Raw genomic sequence first — 19359 nt, 5'->3', positions numbered from 1 at the left:
TCCTCCCTACCAGGTGACGGGAAGCTCGTGGAGGCCGTAGATCGACGAATCGTGCTTGAACGGCAGTTCGTCGACGGGAACGGCGACCTTGATCCCCGGAATACGGCTGAACAACGTGTCGAACACGATCTGGAGTTCCATCCGCGCCAGATTCTGGCCGAGACACTGGTGCGCCCCGAAACCGAAGGCGACGTGGTGCCGCGCGCCGCGCTCGATGTCGAAGTCGTCCGGGTTCTCGAAGCCGTCCGGGTCGTGGTTGCCCGCGTTGCTCAGCCCGACGACACCTTCGCCTGCGCGGATGAGCGTGCCGCCGATCTCGACGTCGGCCGTGGCGAACCGCGAGGTCGCCGTCTCCGCGATGGTGAAGACGCGAAGGAGTTCTTCGATCGCGGGAAGGGTCTTGCCCGGGTCCGCCTTGATCTTCGCGAGCTCCTCGGGGTTCTCCAGAAGGGTCACCGTGCCGAGCGAGATCATGTTCGCCGTCGTCTCGTGCCCGGCGATGAGCAGCAGGAACGCCAGACCGACGAGGTCGTCGTGGTCTTCCTTGCCCGATTCCCGCTGCTTCAGGATCTGGCGGCCGAGGAGGTCGTCCTCGGTGGCGTTCGCTTCTTTCTTAGTCACGAGTTCGTCGAGGTAGGCCTCGAGTTTCTCGAACGCCTCCATCCGCTCTTCCGCGCTGACCTCGCGGCTGAGCAGTTTGGAACTGCAGGCCTGGAAGAACTCGTGGTCCGAATAGGGGACGCCGAGTTGTTCGCAGATCACCAGTGACGGGACGGGCAGGGAAAGCGCCTTCACGAGGTCGACCGGTTTGGGGCCGGCGAGGATGGCGTCGATGTGCTCGTCGACGATCTGCTGGATTCGGGGCTGCAGCGCCTTCATCCGCTTGACCGTGAATTCGCCGACGACCTCGCGCCGGGCCTGGCCGTGCTCCGGCGGGTCCATCCCGATCAGGGACGGCCGGAAAGGTTTCTTGTCGTCGCGGCGGATCTGCCGCGCCACCATCAGCGGGAACGCCGGATTCTGCCGGTCGGAACTGAAATGCGGGCTGCTCAGCATTTCGCGGATGTCTTCGAGCCTGGTCAGCGCCCAGGCCGTCTGCCCGGAAGGCAGGCCGACCCGTGAAATCGGACTTTCCTCGCGAAGCCTTTGATATTCCGGAGGAGGCGAAAACGGGCATTTTCGGGCCAGCGGCAGCGTGGCGGTGGTTTCTTCGACGTCAGTCATCGGGTTGTCCTTCCCCAGGTGTCGGGTGGGCTCGGGCGTTATCGGACAGGAGACCCCAAAACGTATGCGGATGATTTCATTCCGCTTACCAGATCCAAGGTACTCAAGTGGAGACAGGTCGTCCACTCGCGAAGGGGTGGTTTCCCGGGAAGCGTGAAGTGCGCGGCCGTACGTGCGAGAATCACCGCGCCGAAGCACCATCGAGAGGCGAGGACCATGACAGCCGACCCGGAGACCCGCTTGCGCGCCGACGCGCGCCGGAACCGGGACCAGATCCTCGCGGCCGCGAGAGTGATCTTCGCAGCTCAAGGGGCCGAGGTTCCGATGGAGGAGATCGCCCGCTCGGCCGGGGTCGGCGTCGGCACCCTTTACCGGCGTTTCCCGGACCGGGACGCGCTGATCCGTGCGGTCGCCGTCGACAACTTCGACAGGGTCCTAGTCGACGCGAAGGCGGCGAAGGATCAGGAGGCGTCCGATTGGGATGCCCTGATCCGGCTGCTTCACCAGTCGATGGAACTTCAGCTGAGCGTCCAACTCGCGATGGTGTCACCGCGGGCGCTGGCGATCCTGAAGAGCGATCCCTCGATCAAGGCCCTGCGGGACGACCTGGTCCTGGTGCTGGACGGTTTCGTGCGTGGTGCCCAGGCCGAGGGCGAACTGCGGACGGACGTCGCCACCGGTGACGTGGCGATGTTGTTCGCGACCCTGCTACGGCAGATGCCGGGCAAGAACGAGGAAGTCGCCCGGATGGCGACCCGGCGCTGTATCGGCATCATGATCGACGGCCTCCGGGCGGGGCGGGGCGAGTCGCTCCCCGGGCGGCCGCTGACCGGCTCCGACCTGGACCCCTGATCCCTTTCACGCATTTAGTCCTCTAAATGCGATGCGTGCCCAGCGGGCGCCGAGCCCAGATGTCCGTGAAGGCCTCCTTCCCTACCCTCAAGGTAGGCAAGGAGGCCTTCACGGCACGGTGACCAAGCGCATTCAGAGGACTAAATGCGGCAGGGGGTCAGACGCCCAGCGGGTGCCAGACGGTCTTCGCTTCCAGGTACCGGCGCAGGCGTGAGATGTCGGCGTCGGCGGTCCAGTCCGGCTCGGCGTCCGGGACGGTCAGGACGCGCTTCACGGTGCCGGCGGCGTCGCGCGCCAGGTCCGCCCGGGCCGCGGGCTCGGCGCCGGTCGGGTCGAGGGCGTTGACGTCGGCGTGCGACGCCAGCCACGAACCGAGTTCCGACGCCCGTCCGGTCAGGATGTTCGCCACCCCGCCGGGCAGGTCGGACGTCGCCAGGACCTCCGAAAGCGTGATCGCGGGCAGCGGTCGCTCCGCGCTGGAGACGACCACCGCGGTCGAACCCGTCGCCAGCACCGGGGCGAGAACGCTCACCAGGCCCAGCAACGACGACTGCTGCGGCGCCAGCACGCCGACGACGCCGGTCGGTTCCGGGACGGTGAAAGAGAAGTACGGTCCCGCGACGGGGTTGGCGCCGCCGAGTACGGTCGCGATCTTGTCCGTCCAGCCCGCGTACCAGACCCAGCGGTCGATCGACGCGTCCACAAGGGACTGTGCCTTCTTCACCGCGACGCCTTCGGACGCCGAAACCTCCGCGACGAACTGCTCGCGACGTCCTTCGAGCACCTCCGCCACGCGGTACAGCACCTGGCCGCGGTTGTAGGCGGTCGCCGCCGACCAGCCGCCGAAAGCCTTGCGGGCGGCCGAAACCGCGTCACGGACGTCCTTGCGGGAGGCGTGCGAGGCGTTCGCCAGGAACTTGCCCTTGGCGTCGGAGACCGGGTAGACCCGGCCGGATTCCGAGCGCGGGAACTTGCCGCCGACGTAGAGTTTGTAGGTCTTCGCCACCGAAATACGGTCAGACATCGAGGTAGGCCTCCAGTCCGGTGCGTCCGCCTTCGCGGCCGAAACCCGACTCCTGGTAGCCGCCGAACGGCGCGGCGGGATCGAAGCGGTTGAACGTGTTGGCCCAGACGACACCGGCGCGAAGCTGGTTCGCCATCCAGAGGATGCGCGAGCCCTTCTCGGTCCAGATACCGGCGGAGAGCCCGTACGGCGTGTTGTTCGCCTTCGTGACGGCTTCGTCCGGCGTACGGAACGTCAGCACCGAGAGCACCGGGCCGAAGATCTCCTCGCGGGCGATGCGCATCGACTGCTGCACCTCGGAGAACACCGTGGGAGCGAAGAAGAAACCGCGTTCCGGCACCGGGCAGGGGCTGGTCCAGCGTTCCGCGCCCTCGGCGTCGCCGGACTCCACGAGGCCCTTGATCTTCGCGAGCTGCTCGGCGGAGTTGATCGCGCCGATGTCGGTGTTCTTGTCCAGCGGGTCGCCCAGCCGCAGCGTCGAGACGCGGTAGCGGAGCTTTTCGAGCACCTCTTCCGCGATGGACTCCTGCACCAGCAGACGCGAGCCCGCGCAGCACACGTGGCCCTGGTTGAAGAAGATCCCGTTGACGATCCCTTCGACGGCCTGGTCCAGCGGAGCGTCGTCGAAGACGATGTTCGCGGCCTTGCCGCCCAGCTCCAGCGTGAGCTTCTTCGAAGTACCAGCGATCTGGCGCTGGATCGCCTTGCCGACGTCGGTCGATCCGGTGAACGCGACCTTGTTGACGTCGCCGTGGCCCACGAGCGCGGCGCCGATGTCACCTGCGCCGGGCAGGATGTTGACCACGCCGGGCGGCAGTTCGGCCTGCTGGCAGATCTCCGCGAACACCAGCGCCGTCAGCGGAGTGGTCTCCGCCGGCTTGAGCACCACGGTGTTGCCGGTGGCCAGCGCGGGCGCGATCTTCCACGCGAGCATCAGCAGCGGGAAGTTCCACGGGATGACCTGGCCCGCGACGCCGAGCGGCCGCGGGTTCGGGCCGTAGCCCGCGTAGTCGAGCTTGTCGGCCCATCCCGCGTGATAGAAGAAGTGCGCGGCGGCCGTCGGCACGTCGGAATCACGCGATTCCTTGATCGGCTTGCCGTTGTCGAGACTCTCCAGCACCGCCAGCTCGCGCGAGCGCTCCTGGATCAGGCGCGCGATGCGGAACAGGTACTTGGCGCGTTCGGAGCCCGGCATCTTGGACCAGACACCTGTGTACGCCTTGCGCGCGGCCTTCACCGCGATGTCCACATCGGACACCGACGCGGTGCCGACCTCGGCGAGCACCTCTTCGGTGGCCGGGTTGATCGTCTTGAGCGGCTCACCGGAGCCGTCGACGAACTCGCCGTTGACGAACGGCCGGTAATGCGGTTTGAGGTTCGCGATGTCGCGCGATTCGGGCGCGGGCGCGTACTCGAAGATGCCCATGGATCAGTCCACCGTCACGTAGTCGGGGCCGCTGTAGTGGCCGTCGGCCTGGGTGCGGCGCTGCAGCAGGAGGTCGTTGAGCAGGCTGGACGCCCCGAAGCGGAACAGGTCCGGGTTCAGCCACTGCTCACCGGCGACCTCGTGCACCGCGACCAGGTACTTGATCGCGTCCTTGGTCGTCCGGATGCCGCCGGCGGGTTTGACCCCGCGCAGTTCGCCGCTCTGGACGAACCAGTCGCGGACGGCCTGCAGCATCACATGGGTGACCGGCAGCGTCGCGGCGGGCGAGACCTTGCCGGTGGAGGTCTTGATGAAGTCGCCGCCCGCCAGCAACGCGAGCCAGGAGGCGCGGCGGACGTTGTCGTAGGTGGCCAGCTCACCGGTTTCGAGGATGACCTTCAGGTGAGCGCTGCCACAGGCGGCCTTGATGGCCTGGATCTCCTCGAAGACCGCCATGTAGCGGCCCTCCAGGAAGGCGCCGCGGTCGATCACCATGTCGACCTCGGCGGCACCGGCGTCGACGGCGATCTTCGTGTCGGCCAGCTTGATCTCGCGGCTCGTGCGGCCCGCCGGGAAACCGGTGGCCACACTCGCGACGTGGATGCCGGTGCCGCGGAGCGCGTCGACGGCCGTCTCGACCATGTCCGGGTACACGCAGACGGCCGCGACCCGCGGAGTGTCCGCCCGTTCCGGATCCGGGCGCTTGGCCTTCGCGGCCAGCGCGCGGACCTTGCCCCGGGTGTCGGCGCCTTCGAGGGTCGTCAAATCGACCATCGAGATGGCGGTGTCGATCGCCCAGAGTTTGGCGGCCTTCTTGATGCTGCGCGTGCCGAGGCCCGCCGCCCGCTGCTCGACGCCGACCTGGTCGACACCAGGCAGCCCGTGCAGGAACCGGCGCAGGCTCGCCTCGTCGCGAGTCGCGTCCGTCAGCGGCGCCGGGGTGGCCGGCACCGCTGACGAGCTGGTCGTAGCTGTCATACGGGTGAGTGTAGGCGGCCTACAAGCTGGGCACCGGGGCCTGGGCGGTGGCCCGCGCGGGCAACACCGGCGCGCAGAACTCGCTGATCATCGGCAACTGGCGTTTGAGCGCGGCCTCCGGGGAAGCCGTGAGGTCCACTGTGGCCAGAGTGGAGATGTTCTTGCCGGATTCGTCCCGGAAGCTGAGGGTGTTGTAGCCGGGCAGGTCGCCGCCGTGACCCCAGATGGTGATGTCCTCCGCGCAGATGCCCGCGGTCTTGAGGTTCAGCTTCATCAGACCGAGGCCGTACTCCATGCCGCCCGCCGCGACCGTCGTCTTCATCTGCGCGAGCAGGTCCGCGGGCAGCAGACGGCCGCCGAGCAGGGCGTCGAAGAAGCGGTTGAGGTCGGCGCCCGAGGACACCATGCCTCCCGCGCCGTAGTAGCGGGAGTAGTTGTAGATGGTGACGTCGGTGAGGCCACGCGGTGCGTCGTACAGCTGCTCGTAGCCGCGGGCGGCCGGGCGGATCAGGAACGGGAAGTCACGGGGCAGCGAGGTGTCGCGCAGGTGCAGCGGGCCGGTGATGCGCTCGGCCAGCACCCGCTCCAGCGGCTTGCGGGTGGTCTTCTCGACGAGCAGGCCGAGGACGTTGTAGCCGGTGTTGGAATACGCCCAGCCCGCGCCGGGCTTGAACACCAGCGGTTGCTTCGACGTACTCAGGCGGATCTGGTCGTCGCTGTCGAAGTGCTGAAAGCGTTCGGTGTCGATCTCCGGCCACGTCGCCCAGGTGTCGTCGGGATGCAGGTCGCGCGGAAGTCCGCTGGTGTGCTGCAACAGCTGGCGGACGGTGATCGGCTCCGGATAGGGCAGCAGTCCGGGCAGGTAGCGCTGGACGGGCTCGTCGAGCCCGACGCGCTTTTCGGCCGCGAGCTGCAGGACCAGCGTCGCGACGAAGACCTTGGAAACGCTCGCGACCCGCCATCGGCCCGACGCGCTGGGCTTGCCGGGCCGGGTGATGTCCGCGACGCCGCTGACGCCGCGGAAGTCGTCGGCGACCGCGACCATTCCCGGGATGCCCGCGGCGACCGCCGCGTCCATCGCCGTCTGACGCGGATCCGCCGTTCCGGCCGCCGCCGGGAAGGCGGTGACGGAAAGCAAAGTGGCACAAGCGATCGCGACGAAACTTCGGCGCAGCACAGAAATCCCCCCAGTTCGGTTTCGAGTCAGGCTTCGAGCTCCGGTGTGCCCTGCTTGCGTGGCTTGCGCTTGACGACGACGGCGCCCCAGAACGCCAGTCCGGTGATCTTCACCGTCGGGGCGGTGGGCGGCGCGGCGGGCGTACCGGCACGGTCTTCCAGCTCGAACGCGCCCATGAAGCCGATTCCGGTGACGTCCACGTTGATGTCGTCGGGGACGATGATGTCGATCCCGCCCATGATCGCGACCGCGGTGATCGTCGTGTTCTTCTCGGCGAAGCGCGCGTGCCGCAGGTCGATGTCGGTCCCGCCCCAGAACGCGAAACTGTTGTGCTGCGGCGGAACCACCCAGCTGCCCTTGCGCGACGCGCCGGACATGACGGCGATCGACGCGCCGGAGCCCGGATGGCCGCCGATGCGGTCGTCGGGCAGGCCGAGCGAGCGCGACGTCGCCGGCTGGATCGCCGAGCGGGTCTGCGGCAGATCCGCGGTGACCGGTTTGAGGTCGCCGACGGTCTTGGCCGCGTAGACGATGGTGAGCCGTTCTTCCAGCTCGGTGATGGTGATGCGCCCCTCGGACATCGCCGCGTGCAGCACCTGCGCGACCTGCTCACGGTCGGCGTCGGAGATGCGCATCTGTTCGGGTCCCGGCAGGGCAGGCTCTTCGCTCACGCGGAGTAGCCTAGCGCCGCTTCGTGGGCCTGGCGTCCATCTTCTGGCCGACAATGGCATTCTCTCGTGATGGGGAACTCACTACTCGGAGCGATCGCGCTGCCGGACGGTGTCGAAGTACGAGGACGGGGCTTGGGTCGCCCCTGGCCAGAGGGGCCTTCGCCGGACTTCGGACTGTATCTGGGCGGGGCGAAACTGCGCCGGAAACACGACCACAAAATGGACTGGAAGCGGGACTGGATCCGTTGGCCCGACTTCCTGCTGCCGACGGACTGGGCGGAAGCCCGGCGGCGGATCGTGGCCCTGCACGCACGGGCCGCGGCGGGCGAGGGCGTCGAGGTCGCCTGCTACGGCGGCGTCGGGCGGACGGGGACGGTGATCTCCTGCTTGGCGACGCTTTCCGGGCTGACCGCAGACGAGGCCGTGGCCTGGGCGCGGGCGAACCACCACGAACGTTCGGTGGAGATGCCGTGGCAGCGTCGCTGGGTCGGCTGGTTCGCGCGGCAGTAAATTGACTCGTATGGATGTGCACGTCGTTGATCACCCGCTGGCCAAGGCCAGGCTTTCCACCATGCGCGACGCGCGCACCGACAGCGCCGCGTTCCGTGCGGCGCTGCACGAACTGACCGTCATGCTGGTCTACGAAGCCACGCGTGACATGCCCGTGCGCATCGAGCGGATCCACACGCCCGTCGCGCGCACCGACGGCTACGCGCTGGCGAGCCCGCCGCTGCTGGTGCCGGTGCTGCGGGCCGGGCTGGGGATGGCGGACCAGGCGCACAAGCTGATCCCCGACGCCCAGATGGGCTTCGTCGGACTCGCCCGCGACGAGGAGACGCTGAAGCCGACGCCGTATCTCGAGTCGCTGCCCGAATCGCTCGCCGACCGGCCGGTGCTGGTGCTCGACCCGATGCTCGCGACCGGCGGGTCGATGGAGTACACGATCCGGCTGCTCACCGACCGCGGCGCCACCGACGTCACGGCGATCTGCGCACTGGCGGCTCCGGAGGGGATCGAGCACCTGGGCAAGACCGGCCTGCCGGTCCGGGTGGTGACCGCGAGCATCGACGAACGGCTCAACGACTCCGGGTTCATCGTGCCCGGGCTGGGCGACGCGGGAGACCGCCAGTACGGCGCCGTCTGACCTGCTCACAGATCGCGATTAGCCCGCTGAACGCAGGTCGTGCGGGGTGCGCTCGGCTCAGGTGACCACAAGTCCGTGAAGGCCTCCTTGAGGGACCCTAGGTCCCTCAAGGAGGCCTTCACGGACCTCGGCCACCGGCTGGGGCGTTGGGGCGGACAGATCGCGATTAGGGGGCTAAACGCAGGTCGTGCGGGGGAGCGGGAGGGCGTCAGCGGCGTAGCCAGCCGGAGGCGTTCGCCCGTAGTGCGGTCTCGTATGCCGGGCTCACGGTGTACGCCTCCGGCAGGTTCCCGTTCAGTTCGAGCGACACGAGGCCGTGCACGGTGCCCCAGCAGCCCACGACGATGACCTCGGGCGGCGCGCCGATGAAGACGCCGTCGGCGACGGCCTTGCGGATGGTCTCTTCGAGGGGCGCCATGGTCGCGCGAGCCTGCTCGGCGGTCTCTTCCGCGGGCTCGAAACCCGGGACCGACTTCGTGAACATGATCGCGTAGAGGTGCGGGTCGGCCAGGGCGCTTTCCCGGTACGCGACCCCGAGCCGCACCAGGTCCTCGACCGGGTCGCCGCTCAGCGAGACCCCGGACATCCGCAGGCCGAAGCGCCGGAAGCCCTCCGCGAACAGGGCACTGACCAGGTCCGTCTTACTGCCGAAGAGTGAATAGACCGCGGTGGTGGACGTGCCGACGTCCGCGGCGAGTTTGCGGAGGCTCAGGGCCTTCGGTCCGTCGGCCGAGATGAGCTCTCCGGCGCGGTCCAGCAGCTTCAGCCGGAGGTTCTCGTCGTGCGTCCTGGGGCGGGGCATGATCGGAGCGTAACGCAACGCTGTTATCAATCGCTCGGATTCGGAGTTGACCTGGAGCGCGCTCCAGGTCGTAATGTCGACGACATGAGCTACTCGATAGCGGAAGCCGCGCGACGTAGCGGGTTGTCCATCGACACCCTCAGGTACTACGAGCGCATCAAACTCGTCGAGCCCCCGGCGCGGGACGCCGCGGGGCGCCGCGCCTACAGCGACGACGACCTCGGGTGGCTGGGGTTCCTGACCAAGCTGCGCCTGACCGGTATGCCCATCAAACGCATGCGGGAGTACGCGTCGCTGCGCCACCACGGCGCGTCGAGCGCGGGACGCCGCAAGTCGATCCTCGTCGACCAGCGCACGTCGGTCGCCGAGCGGATCGCCGAGCTGCAGGCCTGCCTCGACATCCTCGACTACAAGATCGACCACTACGAGCAGGTGGAACGGAAGGTGCTCGGCACCGGAGCCACCATGGAGGGAATCTCAGCGTGATCAGCACCAGGAAGCTCGGCGGTCTGGAAGTCGGGGCACAGGGCCTCGGCTGCATGGGGATGAGCCAGGCCTACGGCGTCCGGGACGACGACACCGAGTCGATCGCCACCGTCCACCGTGCCCTCGAACTGGGGGTGACCCTGCTCGACACGGCGAACGTCTACGGCGCCGGCGCGAACGAGGAACTGGTCGGCCGGGCTATCGCGGGCAAGCGGGACCAGGTCGTGCTGGCGACCAAGTTCGGCATCGTCTGGAGTGAGGACGGCGGGATGTCCGCCCGGGGCGACGCGGCCTACGTCAAGGAGAGCTGCGAAGAGTCGCTTCGCAGGCTGAACGTCGACCACATCGATCTCTACTACCAGCACCGGGTCGACCCGAACGTGCCCGTCGAGGAGACCTGGGGCGCACTCGCCGAGCTGGTGGAGGAGGGGAAGATCCGGTTCGCCGGGATCTCCGAAGCCAGTGCGGAGACGATCCGCCGGGCGCACGCCGTGCATCCGGTGACGGCCCTGCAGAGCGAGTGGTCTCTGTGGACCCGTGGCATCGAGGGCGAAATCCTCTCGACCGTACGCGAGCTGGGGATCGGCGTCGTGCCGTTCTCGCCGCTCGGCCGTGGTTTCCTCACCGGCAGCGTGACGTCGGTGAAGGACCTGCCGGAGGACGACATGCGCCGCGGGCTGCCGCGGTTCGCCGAGGGCAACTTCGAGCGCAACATGGCGATCGTCGAGGCTCTGCGCGCGTTGGCGGCGGAGAAGGGCGTGACCGCCGGTCAGCTGGCGCTCGCCTGGGTGCAGTCGCAGGGTGACGACGTCGTGCCGATCCCGGGGACGAAGCGTCGCAAGTATCTCGAAGAGAACGCCGCCGCGGCGGAACTGGAACTGTCCGAAGTGGACATCGAGGCCATCGAGAAGGCCGCGCCCGCCGAGGCGATCGCCGGTGAGCGTTACCCGGAGCGGCTCGCCCGCGCCGCCGGCAAATAAATCCTTCACCCTTCGGCGAAAGAGAAAACATGACGGGTTCGATGCTGCCCGCACGCAGGCTCGGCACGCTGGAAGTCGGCGCGCAGGGACTCGGCTGCATGGGCATGAGCGAGTTCTACGGCCAAGGTGACGACACCGAATCGATCGCGACGATCCATCGCGCGATCGAGCTGGGCGTGACCCTGATCGACACGGCGGACATGTACGGCTTCGGCCGCAACGAGGAATTGGTCGGCCGTGCGCTGGCCGGCCGGCGCGACAAGGTCGTGCTGGCGACCAAGTTCGGCATCGTGCGGGACGAGGCCGACCCGCGCAAACGCGGAGTCCGGGGCGACGAATTCTATGTGCGGCAACAGGTCGAGGCCTCGTTGCGACGGCTGAACGTCGACCATATCGACCTGTACTACCAGCACCGCGTCGACCCGAGCGTGCCGATCGAGGAGACCGCGAGCGCGCTGTCCTCACTGGTCGAACAGGGGAAGATCCGGCATATCGGCTTGTCCGAGGCGGGGCCGGAGACCATTCGGCGGGCGCACGCGGTGCATCCGGTTTCGGCCGTGCAGACGGAATGGTCGCTCTGGTCACGTGACATCGAGAACGAGATCGTTCCGGTCTGTCGCGAACTCGGCATCGGCCTGGTGCCGTATTCGCCGTTGGGCCGCGGGTTCCTCACCGGCCGCTTCAAGTCCAAAGAGGACTTCGCGGAAGGCGACTTCCGGCAGACGACGCAGCCTCGGTTCGCCGAGGGGAACCTGGAGCGGAATCTGGCGATGGTCGAGGCGTTGCGCGCCCTGGCTGAGCGGAAGGGCGTGACCGCTGGTCAGCTGGCGCTGGCGTGGGTGCAGGCCCAGGGGGAGGACGTCGTACCGATTCCGGGGACCAAGCGGCGTAAGTATCTCGAAGAGAACGTCGCGGCCGTCGGCTTGGAGCTGACAGCCGAAGACTTGGCCGCGATCGAGACGGCGGTACCGGCCGACCAGGTCGCCGGTGAGCGCTATCCCGAAGAATCCCTGCGGATGCTTTCGCGCTGAGGGGGAAACGAAAACCGGCGCCGGAATCCGGCGCCGGTTTTCGTTGTGTCAGAGCAAAGAAGTGACCGTCGAGACGACGGCGTCGACCGCCACGGTCTGCTGCTCGCGGGTCGCGAGGCTGCGGACCGTGACGTTCCCGGCGTCCCAGTCCTCCTGGCCGACGATCACCACGGCCCGCGCGCCGGCCTTGTCGGCCCGGGTCAGTTCCTTGCCCAGCTTGCGCAACTCGATGGGCGTGGACGTGCGCAGACCGGACTTGCGGAGCCGCCCCGCGACGTCGCGAGCGGCGCCGGTGAGCTCTTCGACCACCGGGATCACCACGACGTCGGCCTCGCTGCGCGGCTTCGGCGTCAGATCGTGGGTGTCCAGGAAGTCGATCAGCGTGACGTCGCCCATGCCGAAGCCGATCCCGGGGATCTGCTGCGACGTGAACAACGACGCCAGGTCGCTGTACCGGCCGCCGCCGAAGAGGGCCCGGCGGTTCTCCGGAGAGGTGTCGAAGACCTCGAACACGGTCGACGTGTAGTACGCGAGCCCGCGCACGATCATCGGATCGAACGTGATCAGGTCCGCGGCGCCGCTGGTGAGCACCTTGACCAGATTCGAGTTCTCCTTGACCTGCTCGGGCAGTTCGTCGAGCAGGGCCGTCCCCGACGTCAGGGTCTCGGTCAGCTTCTCGAACTGCTTGTCGGTCAGGCCGATCTCGGCCGCGGTGTCGCTCAGCTTCGTGCGGTCCGACTTCTCCCAGCGATCCACCAGGGTGAACACCTGCGGCAACTGCTCGGCTGTCACGCCGACGATGTCGGTGAGTGCCGAAGAGAGCAGGTTCCGGTCGTTGGCCCGCACCTGGAACATCTCCGGGGTCGCCCCGAGCGCGCCCATCATGTCGTGGACGAGCTCGAAGATCTCGATCTCGCAGTTCGCGCTGTCCGAACCGAAGATGTCCGCGTTGATCTGCCAGTGCTCGCGTACCCGGCCACGCTGCGGCCGCTCGTAGCGGTGGCAGTTCGGGTGGCTGTACCAGCGCACCGGGAACTGCAGCGACTTCGCGTTGCCCGCGATCATCCTGGCGACCGACGGCGTCATCTCCGGGCGCAGGGCCAGCCGCTCGCCGCCCTTGGTGGTCAGCGTGTACAGCTGCTGGTCGGCGATCTCCTGTCCGGATTTGCGCTCGTAGATCTCGGCGGGTTCGAGGATCGGCCCGTCGTAGCGGAGGAAACCCCGTAGTTCGAGCACGTCGTAGAGATGGCCGAAAACCTGCGTCCGGACGGACATCTCGGAGGGCAGGAAGTCGCGGGTCCCCTTGACGGGGGCTGTCGGCAGGTATTCAGGCACGTCAGCAAGCTTAACGAGCCCGTTCCACCGGTTTTGTCAGGGGAAGGCCACGCCGTACGCGGTGGTCAGCATCGCCGCTCCGAGCATGACGGCTCCGGTGCTGGTGACGCGTCCGCCGAGCTTGCCCTTGCCCGGCGCGAGGTGGAGGAAGAACCCGCCGGATTGGGCGAGTACGCCGAACAACAGCAGGAAGCAGGCGATCCACAGGGTGCCGTCCGAGAGGCCGGTGCGGTCGAGGATCTGCAGTGCGACCAGCGCGAGGACCAGCAGGACGCCGGCGTGGGCGTGCCCGGCGCGGAACATGCTCCGCTGGTGTTCGGTCAGTTTCCGGTCGCGCATGACGCCCATCAGCGCGTAGCCGCCGTACATCACCGTCGGCAGCGACACCAGCGCGATGACCGTGAACAGTCTGATCGGGCCTTCCATGGCTCTTTCCCTTCGTGGTGGGAAGGCGACGATAACACTGTTTTAAAACGGTGTCACCAAAGTTGGCGTCCCACTTCCGGGTCACACCCGGGAGCCGCGCGAAAGGACGAGGCGAAGGTTCCGGAGAGCGGAAAGATCGGCGAGCGGATCGCCGTCGACCACCAGGACGTCGGCGCTCAGGCCGGGCGCGAGCTGTCCGGTGACGTCGCCGAGACCGAGGCCGGTGGCGCTGTCCTCGGTCGCGATCTCGAGGATGCGGCGCCTGCCGAAGCCGAGCCATTCGTAGAGTTCGAGCGCGCCGACCGGATCGTCGAAGACCGAGCCGGGCAGTCCGGCGTCGGTTCCCGACAGCAGCGGGACGCCCAGCTCTTCGAGCCAGGAAAGCCTGCCGTAGACGGTTTTCGCGAGTTCTTCGCCCATCCGCTCGGCCATCGTCCGCCAGTTGCGGCTGCTCGTCGAGCACGCCGCGATGCCCTCGTCCGCCATCCGTTTGGCGACGGCCGCCCGCCTGTCCTGCTGCTGCGGCCCGGTCATCCAGGTGCAGTGCTCGATCGTGCGGACCCCGGCTTCGACCGACGCTTCGATCGCGTCGGAGCCATGGGCGTGCGCGGCGACCTGGAGGCCGTGGGTCGCCGCGTGCTCGACGATCAGGTGGAGCGTCCGGACGTCGAACTGGGACTCCCACATCTCCGCGCCGCCCTCGGTGATCTGGCCGCCACTGGCCATCACCTTGATCACGTCGGCGCCGGCGGCCGCGTTGGCGTCGATCAGCGCGCGGATCGCGACCGCGCCGTCGACCTCGCCGCCGAAGAAATGGCAGTGTCCATTCGGGACCGTCAGGGGAGCGCCCGCGGTCAGAAGTCGCGGCGCCGCCACGCCTTCCGCTTCGAGTTCCGCCCGGACCCGCGCGCCCAGGGCGGCACGATCGCCGAGATCCCGCACCGTGGTGACGCCGCTGCGCAGCAACTGGCCCAGCCGGTCCTTGGCACCCGCGCGCAGTGACGCGTCGTCGCTCGCCAGGAAGTTCGGGAGCATTTCGCGGGAGGCGTCGAAGGCCAGGTGCACATGGGCGTTGAACAGGCCGGGCATCAGCGTCGCGCCGGGGAAGTCGAGCCTTTCCGCGTCCGGTGACGCTTGCGCGACGACCTCGTCGCGGGTGCCGGCGGCGACGATCCGGTCGCCTTCGACGAGTACGGCGCCGTCCTCGATGGGCGTGCTCGGACGCGGGAGGATCCGGTCCGCCGTCAGCAGGAGCTGCAAGGTCATGCCTCGTTCCGGGATACCGCGGCCGAAAGCGCGAGCAACGGCCGTACGTCGGATTCGATGTCCGCGGCGCCGCCGGGGAGCACGAGTTTCGCCCGCCCGTCGGTCGCCTCGCCCGCGGCCTGCCTGGCGAGCGCCGTCTTCAACGCCTCCGCCGCTCCCCGGGGGTCGTCGACGGCGAGCGCCGTGAGGTCCGTTTCCAGATAGGGACTCAATTGCACGAGCCCGTCACGGATTTCGATCACGCGCCGGTAGTAGTGACGGTGGACCGTACGCGGGCGCCACCGGTCCCACGGTCCGCGCGGCGTGGTCCGGAGCACGATGTTCGGGTAGACGTCGGACAGCACCGTCCACAGTGGAGTGAGTCGTTCGTGGTGGAGTTTGTGCTGGCGCCTGCGCCGCAGTGCCGCGAACCTCGCGCGCGCCCCCGGGTACGTGATCCCGGCGAGGAAGAGCACGATCCCGAGGAGGACCAGGGGGACGGCGACGGTGAGCAGTACCGGGATCGACGGTCCGAAGGCCCAAGCGATCACGATGTAGAGCGCGCGGAAGACGCTGCCCACGGACAGCAGGATCAATCCGGCGGCGCTGAGTTTCAGCCCGGTCTTCAAATGCCGGTCCGCCGCGCGGATGTACCGGAGGATCCACCAGGCACAGGCGAGCAGGCCGTAGATCAGGTACAGCCCGGCACCGAGGTAGAACAACGCCACACCGGGCTCGTGCACGAGTTTCGGGCTCAACGCGAGCCCGCGTACCTCCACCGGAGTGACGGCCATGGCGATGAACATCAGCGCGATCGCGGCGGCCAGCGGGATCAGTTCGAAGAACACCCGCAGCGGCCGTCGCGGGCCGAGCGCCGAACCCAGGAAGACGATCAGCAACGCGCAGACCGCGACGGCCAGCATGATGTTGTTGACCAGCCGTCCGGTGCCGCGGCCGGTCAGTTCGTCCAGCCAGTCGGAGATGACCTTCTGCTGGGCCAGGAACGATCCGGCGACGCAGACGATCGTGACGGTGATGGCCCAGTTCGGCAGTACGCGCGGAGCCCGGTAGGTCTGGTAGATCCGCCAGGCGAGCGCGGTCGCGAACAGGACCATCGCGACGATGTTGACGGGGGAGAAGAGCGCGTTCACATCCACCCTTGGTGATCGCCCAGCGCGCCTTGGACGCGGCGGACGTCATCGTCGTCGGCGCGACGGGGCATCGTGTAGTTCAAGACCGACGCCCATTCGAGGATGATGGTCGCCACGGTCTCGGCTTCCCATTCGTGGGCCTCATCGTAGGAGGTGCGGCGTAAAGCCCGGTGTACGGCGTCGCCGTCGAGACCGGTCGCGGGGCCGCGCAGGAAGTCGGCGGGCTGGGCGTCGCCGCCGGGATGGTGATCGGCGAGCATATGCCCGAGTTCGTGCAGGATGATGTGATCCTGATGGGATTTCGTGGTCTCCTGCTGGAAGAAGATGTAGTCCGCCGATCCGGTGGCGATCCAGCAGCCGAACGGACCCGGCACCTCCAGCGGATACGGCATCAGCCGGATCGGCCTGCCGCGCTGTTCGCCCAGGCGCTCGCAGAGCACGCCGACGTCGAGCGGCGGTTCGATGTCGAGCTTGTTCAGCATCTTGCGGCAGCGCTTGCGGAGCTCGCGTTCCTTCATCGGCTCTCGCCCGGCAGGTCGCGCTCGGCCTTTTCGTAGCGTTCGACGAGTTCGAGCAGGTCCATCACCTGGCGACGGCCTTGCGGGGAAAGCTCCTGCGCTCGCATGGCCATGAGCTTCGCCTCGCCGAGGGGTTGTGCTTCCTGATCGTCGAAGAAGTAGGTGATCGGGACTCCGAAGAGTCTCGCGAGCGCCTCGACGTAGTGGATCTTCGGATTGATCCGCTTGCCGGTGGCGAGCTGCTGGAGATAGGCGGGCGACATGGCCGGCCCGCCGGCGCGATCGATCGCCGCGGACAGCTCTCGATAGCTGTGCGGGGCACCTTCGTCCGCGCGCATCGAATCGATCAGCGCGCTCAGTTTCTCGGCGAAGGTCTGGTGCGGCGACATGATCCCCCTTCCGGCTGTAGGCCTGCCGTTCAGGCCTGCCGCCGTGCGGCAGACCTGTCGTTCTGTAGCCGAAGTGTAACGCGATTTCGCTTGTCCGCAGCTGTTGACAGGGCATGTATGCAGTGGTTTACAGTTGTCAAGCGGTTTCGGGCCGTGTTCGGGCCTCTCTCTCCGGAATCCGTGCTCTGGGGGTGCACGGACAACGGAGTGAGAGGCCTTTTCCCCGGTGGGTGCACAAGATCGTGCTGGATGTAGTACGCTTCGGTAGCCAAGGTTGATCGCCATCACGGCGAACCCTTGGCCTAGGCCTGTTGCCGGAGGTCGACCCCCAGGGCTTCCGGTGACAGGCCCCTTACTTTTCCGGACGACGACCTTCAGGCCATGAGAGTGGCCGCCAAGGTGCCGCCCAATTCGAAACATGCCTCAAGGTCCGCTTTGCCGGGTTCTCCGGTGACGAGGACCGGAGACGCCGCGCGCTCCCAGCCGAGGCCGGTCGTGATGCTCTCGATCCCGCGTACGGTGCCGGCCGTGTCGTTGTTGCCGTGCACGAAGAAACCGAACGGCCGTCCCCGGGTGGCGTCGAGACACGGGTAATACACGGTGTCGAAGAAATGCTTCAGCGCCCCGGACATGTACCCGAGGTTCGCCGGGGTGCCGAGCAGATAGCCGTCGGCATCGAGGACGTCGGGCACGGTCGCGCCCAGCGCGGGACGGCGCACGACGCCGACGCCCTCGATGTCCGGATGGTTCGCGCCGGAGAGCACGGCTTCGAACATCGCCTGCGTCGAGGGCGACGGCGTGTGGTGGACGATCAGCAACTTCGCCATGGGCCGATGGTCAGGTCAGCCGCGACTCGATGTCGGCCCGGAGCGCGGCAAGCCGCTCGACGGCGACGGCGCGCGCCTCGGCGAGGTCGCCGGTGACAGGCTGTTTCACCTGCAGATACGCCTTCAGTTTCGGCTCGGTCCCGGACGGCCTGATCACCACGCGCAGACCCTCGCCGGTCAGACGGAGGACGTCGGCGTCGGGCAGGAGGTCTTCCATCGTGACGTCGGTGCCGCCGACGGACGCGGGGGGCTCGGCGCGCAGGCCCGCCATCAGCTTCTCGCGCACCGACAGATCGGTGACGCGCAGCGAGACCTGATCCGTCACGTGCACGCCGTGCTTCACGGCCAGTTCGTCGAGGACGTCCAGCGGGCCTCGCCCGGCCGCGAGCAGGGAAGCGGTCAGGCCCGCGGCGAGTACGGCGGCCGAGATGCCGTCCTTGTCACGCACGAAACCGGGGTTCACGCAGAGGCCGAGCGCCTCCTCGTAGGCGAAGACCAGACCTTCGCCCGCGCGGACCAGCCATTTGAACCCGGTCAACGTCTCGGCGTAGCGCGCGCCGAATTCCTTCGCGACGTCGCCCAGCATCGACGACGACACGATCGTCGTGGCCACGAGCGGATCGGCTTTGTCTACAGTGGACAGAACGTGCCAGCCGAGCAGGACGCCGGTCTCGTCACCGCGCAGCATCCGCCACGAACCGTCCCGCTCGCGGACGCCCAGCGCGCACCGGTCGGCGTCGGGGTCTAGTGCGATCGCCAGATCGGCGTCCACTTCGGACGCCAGGGCCAGCAGGAGGTCGGTCGCACCCGGCTCTTCCGGATTCGGGAAAGCGACGGTCGGGAACTCGGGGTCCGGTTCGGCCTGCTCGGGCACCAGGTGCGGATCCGCGAAACCGGCGCGCTCGAAAGCCGCGCGCAGGGTTTCCGCGCCGACGCCGTGCAGCGCGGTCGCGGCGACCTTGATCGAGCGTTCCGGACCACGCGGGAGGAGCGCGACCTTGGCGAGGTAGGCGTCCCGGAGTTCGTCGCCCAGCACTTCGGCGCCCGGCGCGCGAGGCACGCTGACCGCGGCGGGCACGGCTTCGATGGCGCGTTCGATCTGGCCGTCCGACGGCGGGACGATCTGGCCGCCTGTCGCGTCGTAGAGCTTGTAACCGTTGTCGGCCGGGGGATTGTGCGACGCGGTGATCTGGATGCCGGCGATCGCGCCGAGTTCCAGCACGGCGAACGCGAGCACCGGGGTGGGCAGCGGTCCCGGCAGCACCTTCACCGCGAAACCGGCCGCCGTCAGCACTTCGGCGGCCGCCTCGGCGAAGGCTTCCGAACCGTGCCGCGCGTCGCGGCCGACGACCACGACGCCGCCCGAATGTCCCTGTGCGGCGAGCCACTCCGCGACACCCGCCGTCGTGCGGGTCACGACCGCGACGTTCATCCCGTTGGGTCCGGCGCGCACCGGTCCGCGCAGGCCGGCGGTGCCGAACTCGAGCGAGCCGGCCATCCGGTCCGCCAGTTCGTCGGCCGCACCGGCTTCGCCGCCCATCGCGCGGGCGAGGATGTTCTGCAGCTCGACACGGGAGTCGTCGTCCGGATCGTCGGCGATCCAGCGGAACGCCTGATCCCTGAGAGCCGGGGTCAAGGAAGTCGTCACCGAGTCAGCCTACGGGTACGTTGGA

21 protein-coding genes are annotated in these 19359 nt (G+C 68.1%); 6 read left to right on the top strand and 15 right to left on the bottom strand.

The annotated features are described in order from the left end of the window. Positions 1 to 6 precede the first annotated feature (6 nt). Complete coding sequence (locus tag H5J31_RS07395) at positions 7 to 1224, bottom strand: cytochrome P450 (RefSeq protein ID WP_181771718.1); 1218 nt, start codon at positions 1222 to 1224, stop codon at positions 7 to 9. Positions 1225 to 1440: 216 nt separating this feature from the next. Here H5J31_RS07395 and H5J31_RS07390 point away from each other — a divergent pair, with 216 nt between their 5' ends. Then, positions 1441 to 2076 carry a TetR/AcrR family transcriptional regulator gene (locus H5J31_RS07390; RefSeq protein WP_181771717.1) on the top strand — a complete coding sequence of 212 codons (636 nt, stop codon included), beginning with the start codon at positions 1441 to 1443 and terminating at the stop codon, positions 2074 to 2076. 157 nt (positions 2077 to 2233) lie between these two features. On the opposite strand, the gene H5J31_RS07385 is transcribed toward H5J31_RS07390, so the two are convergent. From H5J31_RS07385 to H5J31_RS07365, 5 genes are read right to left on the bottom strand one after another with little or no spacing between them, the layout of a single operon-like run. Continuing rightward, positions 2234 to 3100 (bottom strand): aldehyde dehydrogenase family protein, encoded by an 867-nt coding sequence (locus H5J31_RS07385; RefSeq protein ID WP_181771716.1) that lies wholly within the window; start codon positions 3098 to 3100, stop codon positions 2234 to 2236. Then, positions 3093 to 4526 carry an aldehyde dehydrogenase family protein gene (locus tag H5J31_RS07380; protein WP_181771715.1) on the bottom strand — a complete coding sequence of 478 codons (1434 nt, stop codon included), beginning with the start codon at positions 4524 to 4526 and terminating at the stop codon, positions 3093 to 3095. Before H5J31_RS07380 ends, H5J31_RS07385 begins: the two co-directional genes overlap by 8 nt. Positions 4527 to 4529: 3 nt before the next feature. Beyond that, complete coding sequence (deoC, locus tag H5J31_RS07375) at positions 4530 to 5504, bottom strand: deoxyribose-phosphate aldolase (RefSeq protein WP_181771714.1); 975 nt, start codon at positions 5502 to 5504, stop codon at positions 4530 to 4532. A 19-nt stretch (positions 5505 to 5523) separates the two neighbouring features. Next, on the bottom strand, positions 5524 to 6678 hold the full coding sequence (locus tag H5J31_RS07370; RefSeq protein ID WP_181771776.1) for a serine hydrolase domain-containing protein: 1155 nt from the start codon (positions 6676 to 6678) through the stop codon (positions 5524 to 5526). 29 nt (positions 6679 to 6707) lie between these two features. Further along, entirely contained in the window at positions 6708 to 7316 is a 609-nt protein-coding gene (locus tag H5J31_RS07365) for a DUF1707 SHOCT-like domain-containing protein (RefSeq protein ID WP_181771775.1), read from the bottom strand. Positions 7317 to 7421: 105 nt separating this feature from the next. On the opposite strand from H5J31_RS07365, the gene H5J31_RS07360 reads away from it, so the two are divergent. Both H5J31_RS07360 and upp read left to right on the top strand, forming a co-directional pair. Next, positions 7422 to 7862: a protein-tyrosine phosphatase family protein gene (locus tag H5J31_RS07360; RefSeq protein WP_181771713.1), complete on the top strand. Its 441-nt coding sequence runs from the start codon at positions 7422 to 7424 to the stop codon at positions 7860 to 7862. Between the two features lie 10 nt (positions 7863 to 7872). Continuing rightward, on the top strand, positions 7873 to 8496 hold the full coding sequence (upp, locus tag H5J31_RS07355; protein ID WP_181771712.1) for a uracil phosphoribosyltransferase: 624 nt from the start codon (positions 7873 to 7875) through the stop codon (positions 8494 to 8496). A gap of 208 nt (positions 8497 to 8704) precedes the next feature. Here the strand turns inward: upp and H5J31_RS07350 are convergent, their stop codons facing one another. Then, positions 8705 to 9298 carry a TetR/AcrR family transcriptional regulator gene (locus H5J31_RS07350; protein WP_181771711.1) on the bottom strand — a complete coding sequence of 198 codons (594 nt, stop codon included), beginning with the start codon at positions 9296 to 9298 and terminating at the stop codon, positions 8705 to 8707. Positions 9299 to 9382: 84 nt separating this feature from the next. On the opposite strand from H5J31_RS07350, the gene H5J31_RS07345 reads away from it, so the two are divergent. Genes H5J31_RS07345 through H5J31_RS07335 form a run of 3 tightly spaced genes read left to right on the top strand, consistent with a single transcriptional unit; the run spans position 9383 to position 11795 of the window. Beyond that, positions 9383 to 9784: a MerR family transcriptional regulator gene (locus H5J31_RS07345; protein ID WP_181771710.1), complete on the top strand. Its 402-nt coding sequence runs from the start codon at positions 9383 to 9385 to the stop codon at positions 9782 to 9784. Continuing rightward, positions 9781 to 10764 carry an aldo/keto reductase gene (locus H5J31_RS07340; protein WP_181771709.1) on the top strand — a complete coding sequence of 328 codons (984 nt, stop codon included), beginning with the start codon at positions 9781 to 9783 and terminating at the stop codon, positions 10762 to 10764. Before H5J31_RS07345 ends, H5J31_RS07340 begins: the two co-directional genes overlap by 4 nt. A gap of 29 nt (positions 10765 to 10793) precedes the next feature. Continuing rightward, positions 10794 to 11795 (top strand): aldo/keto reductase, encoded by a 1002-nt coding sequence (locus tag H5J31_RS07335; RefSeq protein WP_181771708.1) that lies wholly within the window; start codon positions 10794 to 10796, stop codon positions 11793 to 11795. 48 nt (positions 11796 to 11843) lie between these two features. Here H5J31_RS07335 and hisS read toward each other — a convergent pair whose 3' ends face one another. The 8 genes from hisS to H5J31_RS07295 form a co-directional block, all read right to left on the bottom strand. Further along, complete coding sequence (hisS, locus tag H5J31_RS07330) at positions 11844 to 13130, bottom strand: histidine--tRNA ligase (RefSeq protein WP_181771707.1); 1287 nt, start codon at positions 13128 to 13130, stop codon at positions 11844 to 11846. Positions 13131 to 13166: 36 nt separating this feature from the next. Then, positions 13167 to 13556, bottom strand: a complete 390-nt coding sequence (locus H5J31_RS07325; RefSeq protein ID WP_181771706.1) for a hypothetical protein — start codon at positions 13554 to 13556, stop codon at positions 13167 to 13169. Between the two features lie 81 nt (positions 13557 to 13637). Beyond that, entirely contained in the window at positions 13638 to 14822 is a 1185-nt protein-coding gene (locus H5J31_RS07320) for an amidohydrolase family protein (protein WP_181771705.1), read from the bottom strand. Further along, complete coding sequence (locus H5J31_RS07315) at positions 14819 to 15952, bottom strand: MAB_1171c family putative transporter (RefSeq protein ID WP_181771704.1); 1134 nt, start codon at positions 15950 to 15952, stop codon at positions 14819 to 14821. Before H5J31_RS07315 ends, H5J31_RS07320 begins: the two co-directional genes overlap by 4 nt. Then, complete coding sequence (locus H5J31_RS07310; RefSeq protein WP_181771703.1) at positions 15949 to 16470, bottom strand: hypothetical protein; 522 nt, start codon at positions 16468 to 16470, stop codon at positions 15949 to 15951. The genes H5J31_RS07315 and H5J31_RS07310 overlap by 4 nt, the downstream gene beginning before the upstream one ends. Beyond that, the gene (locus H5J31_RS07305; protein ID WP_181771702.1) at positions 16467 to 16859 is read right to left on the bottom strand and encodes a helix-turn-helix domain-containing protein; all 393 of its coding nucleotides are present in this window, start codon (positions 16857 to 16859) and stop codon (positions 16467 to 16469) included. The genes H5J31_RS07310 and H5J31_RS07305 overlap by 4 nt, the downstream gene beginning before the upstream one ends. 374 nt (positions 16860 to 17233) lie before the next feature. Then, entirely contained in the window at positions 17234 to 17686 is a 453-nt protein-coding gene (locus H5J31_RS07300) for a flavodoxin family protein (RefSeq protein ID WP_181771701.1), read from the bottom strand. 10 nt (positions 17687 to 17696) lie between these two features. After that, positions 17697 to 19334, bottom strand: coding sequence for a phospho-sugar mutase (locus H5J31_RS07295; protein WP_181771700.1), 1638 nt, complete (start codon positions 19332 to 19334; stop codon positions 17697 to 17699). Between the last annotated feature and the right edge of the window lie 25 nt (positions 19335 to 19359).

The organism is Amycolatopsis pittospori (genome assembly GCF_013870525.1).
Classification (GTDB): domain Bacteria; phylum Actinomycetota; class Actinomycetes; order Mycobacteriales; family Pseudonocardiaceae; genus Amycolatopsis; species Amycolatopsis pittospori.
The sequence above is the reverse complement of the archived record's forward strand: the minus strand, read 5'-3'. Positions and strand labels throughout refer to the sequence as shown.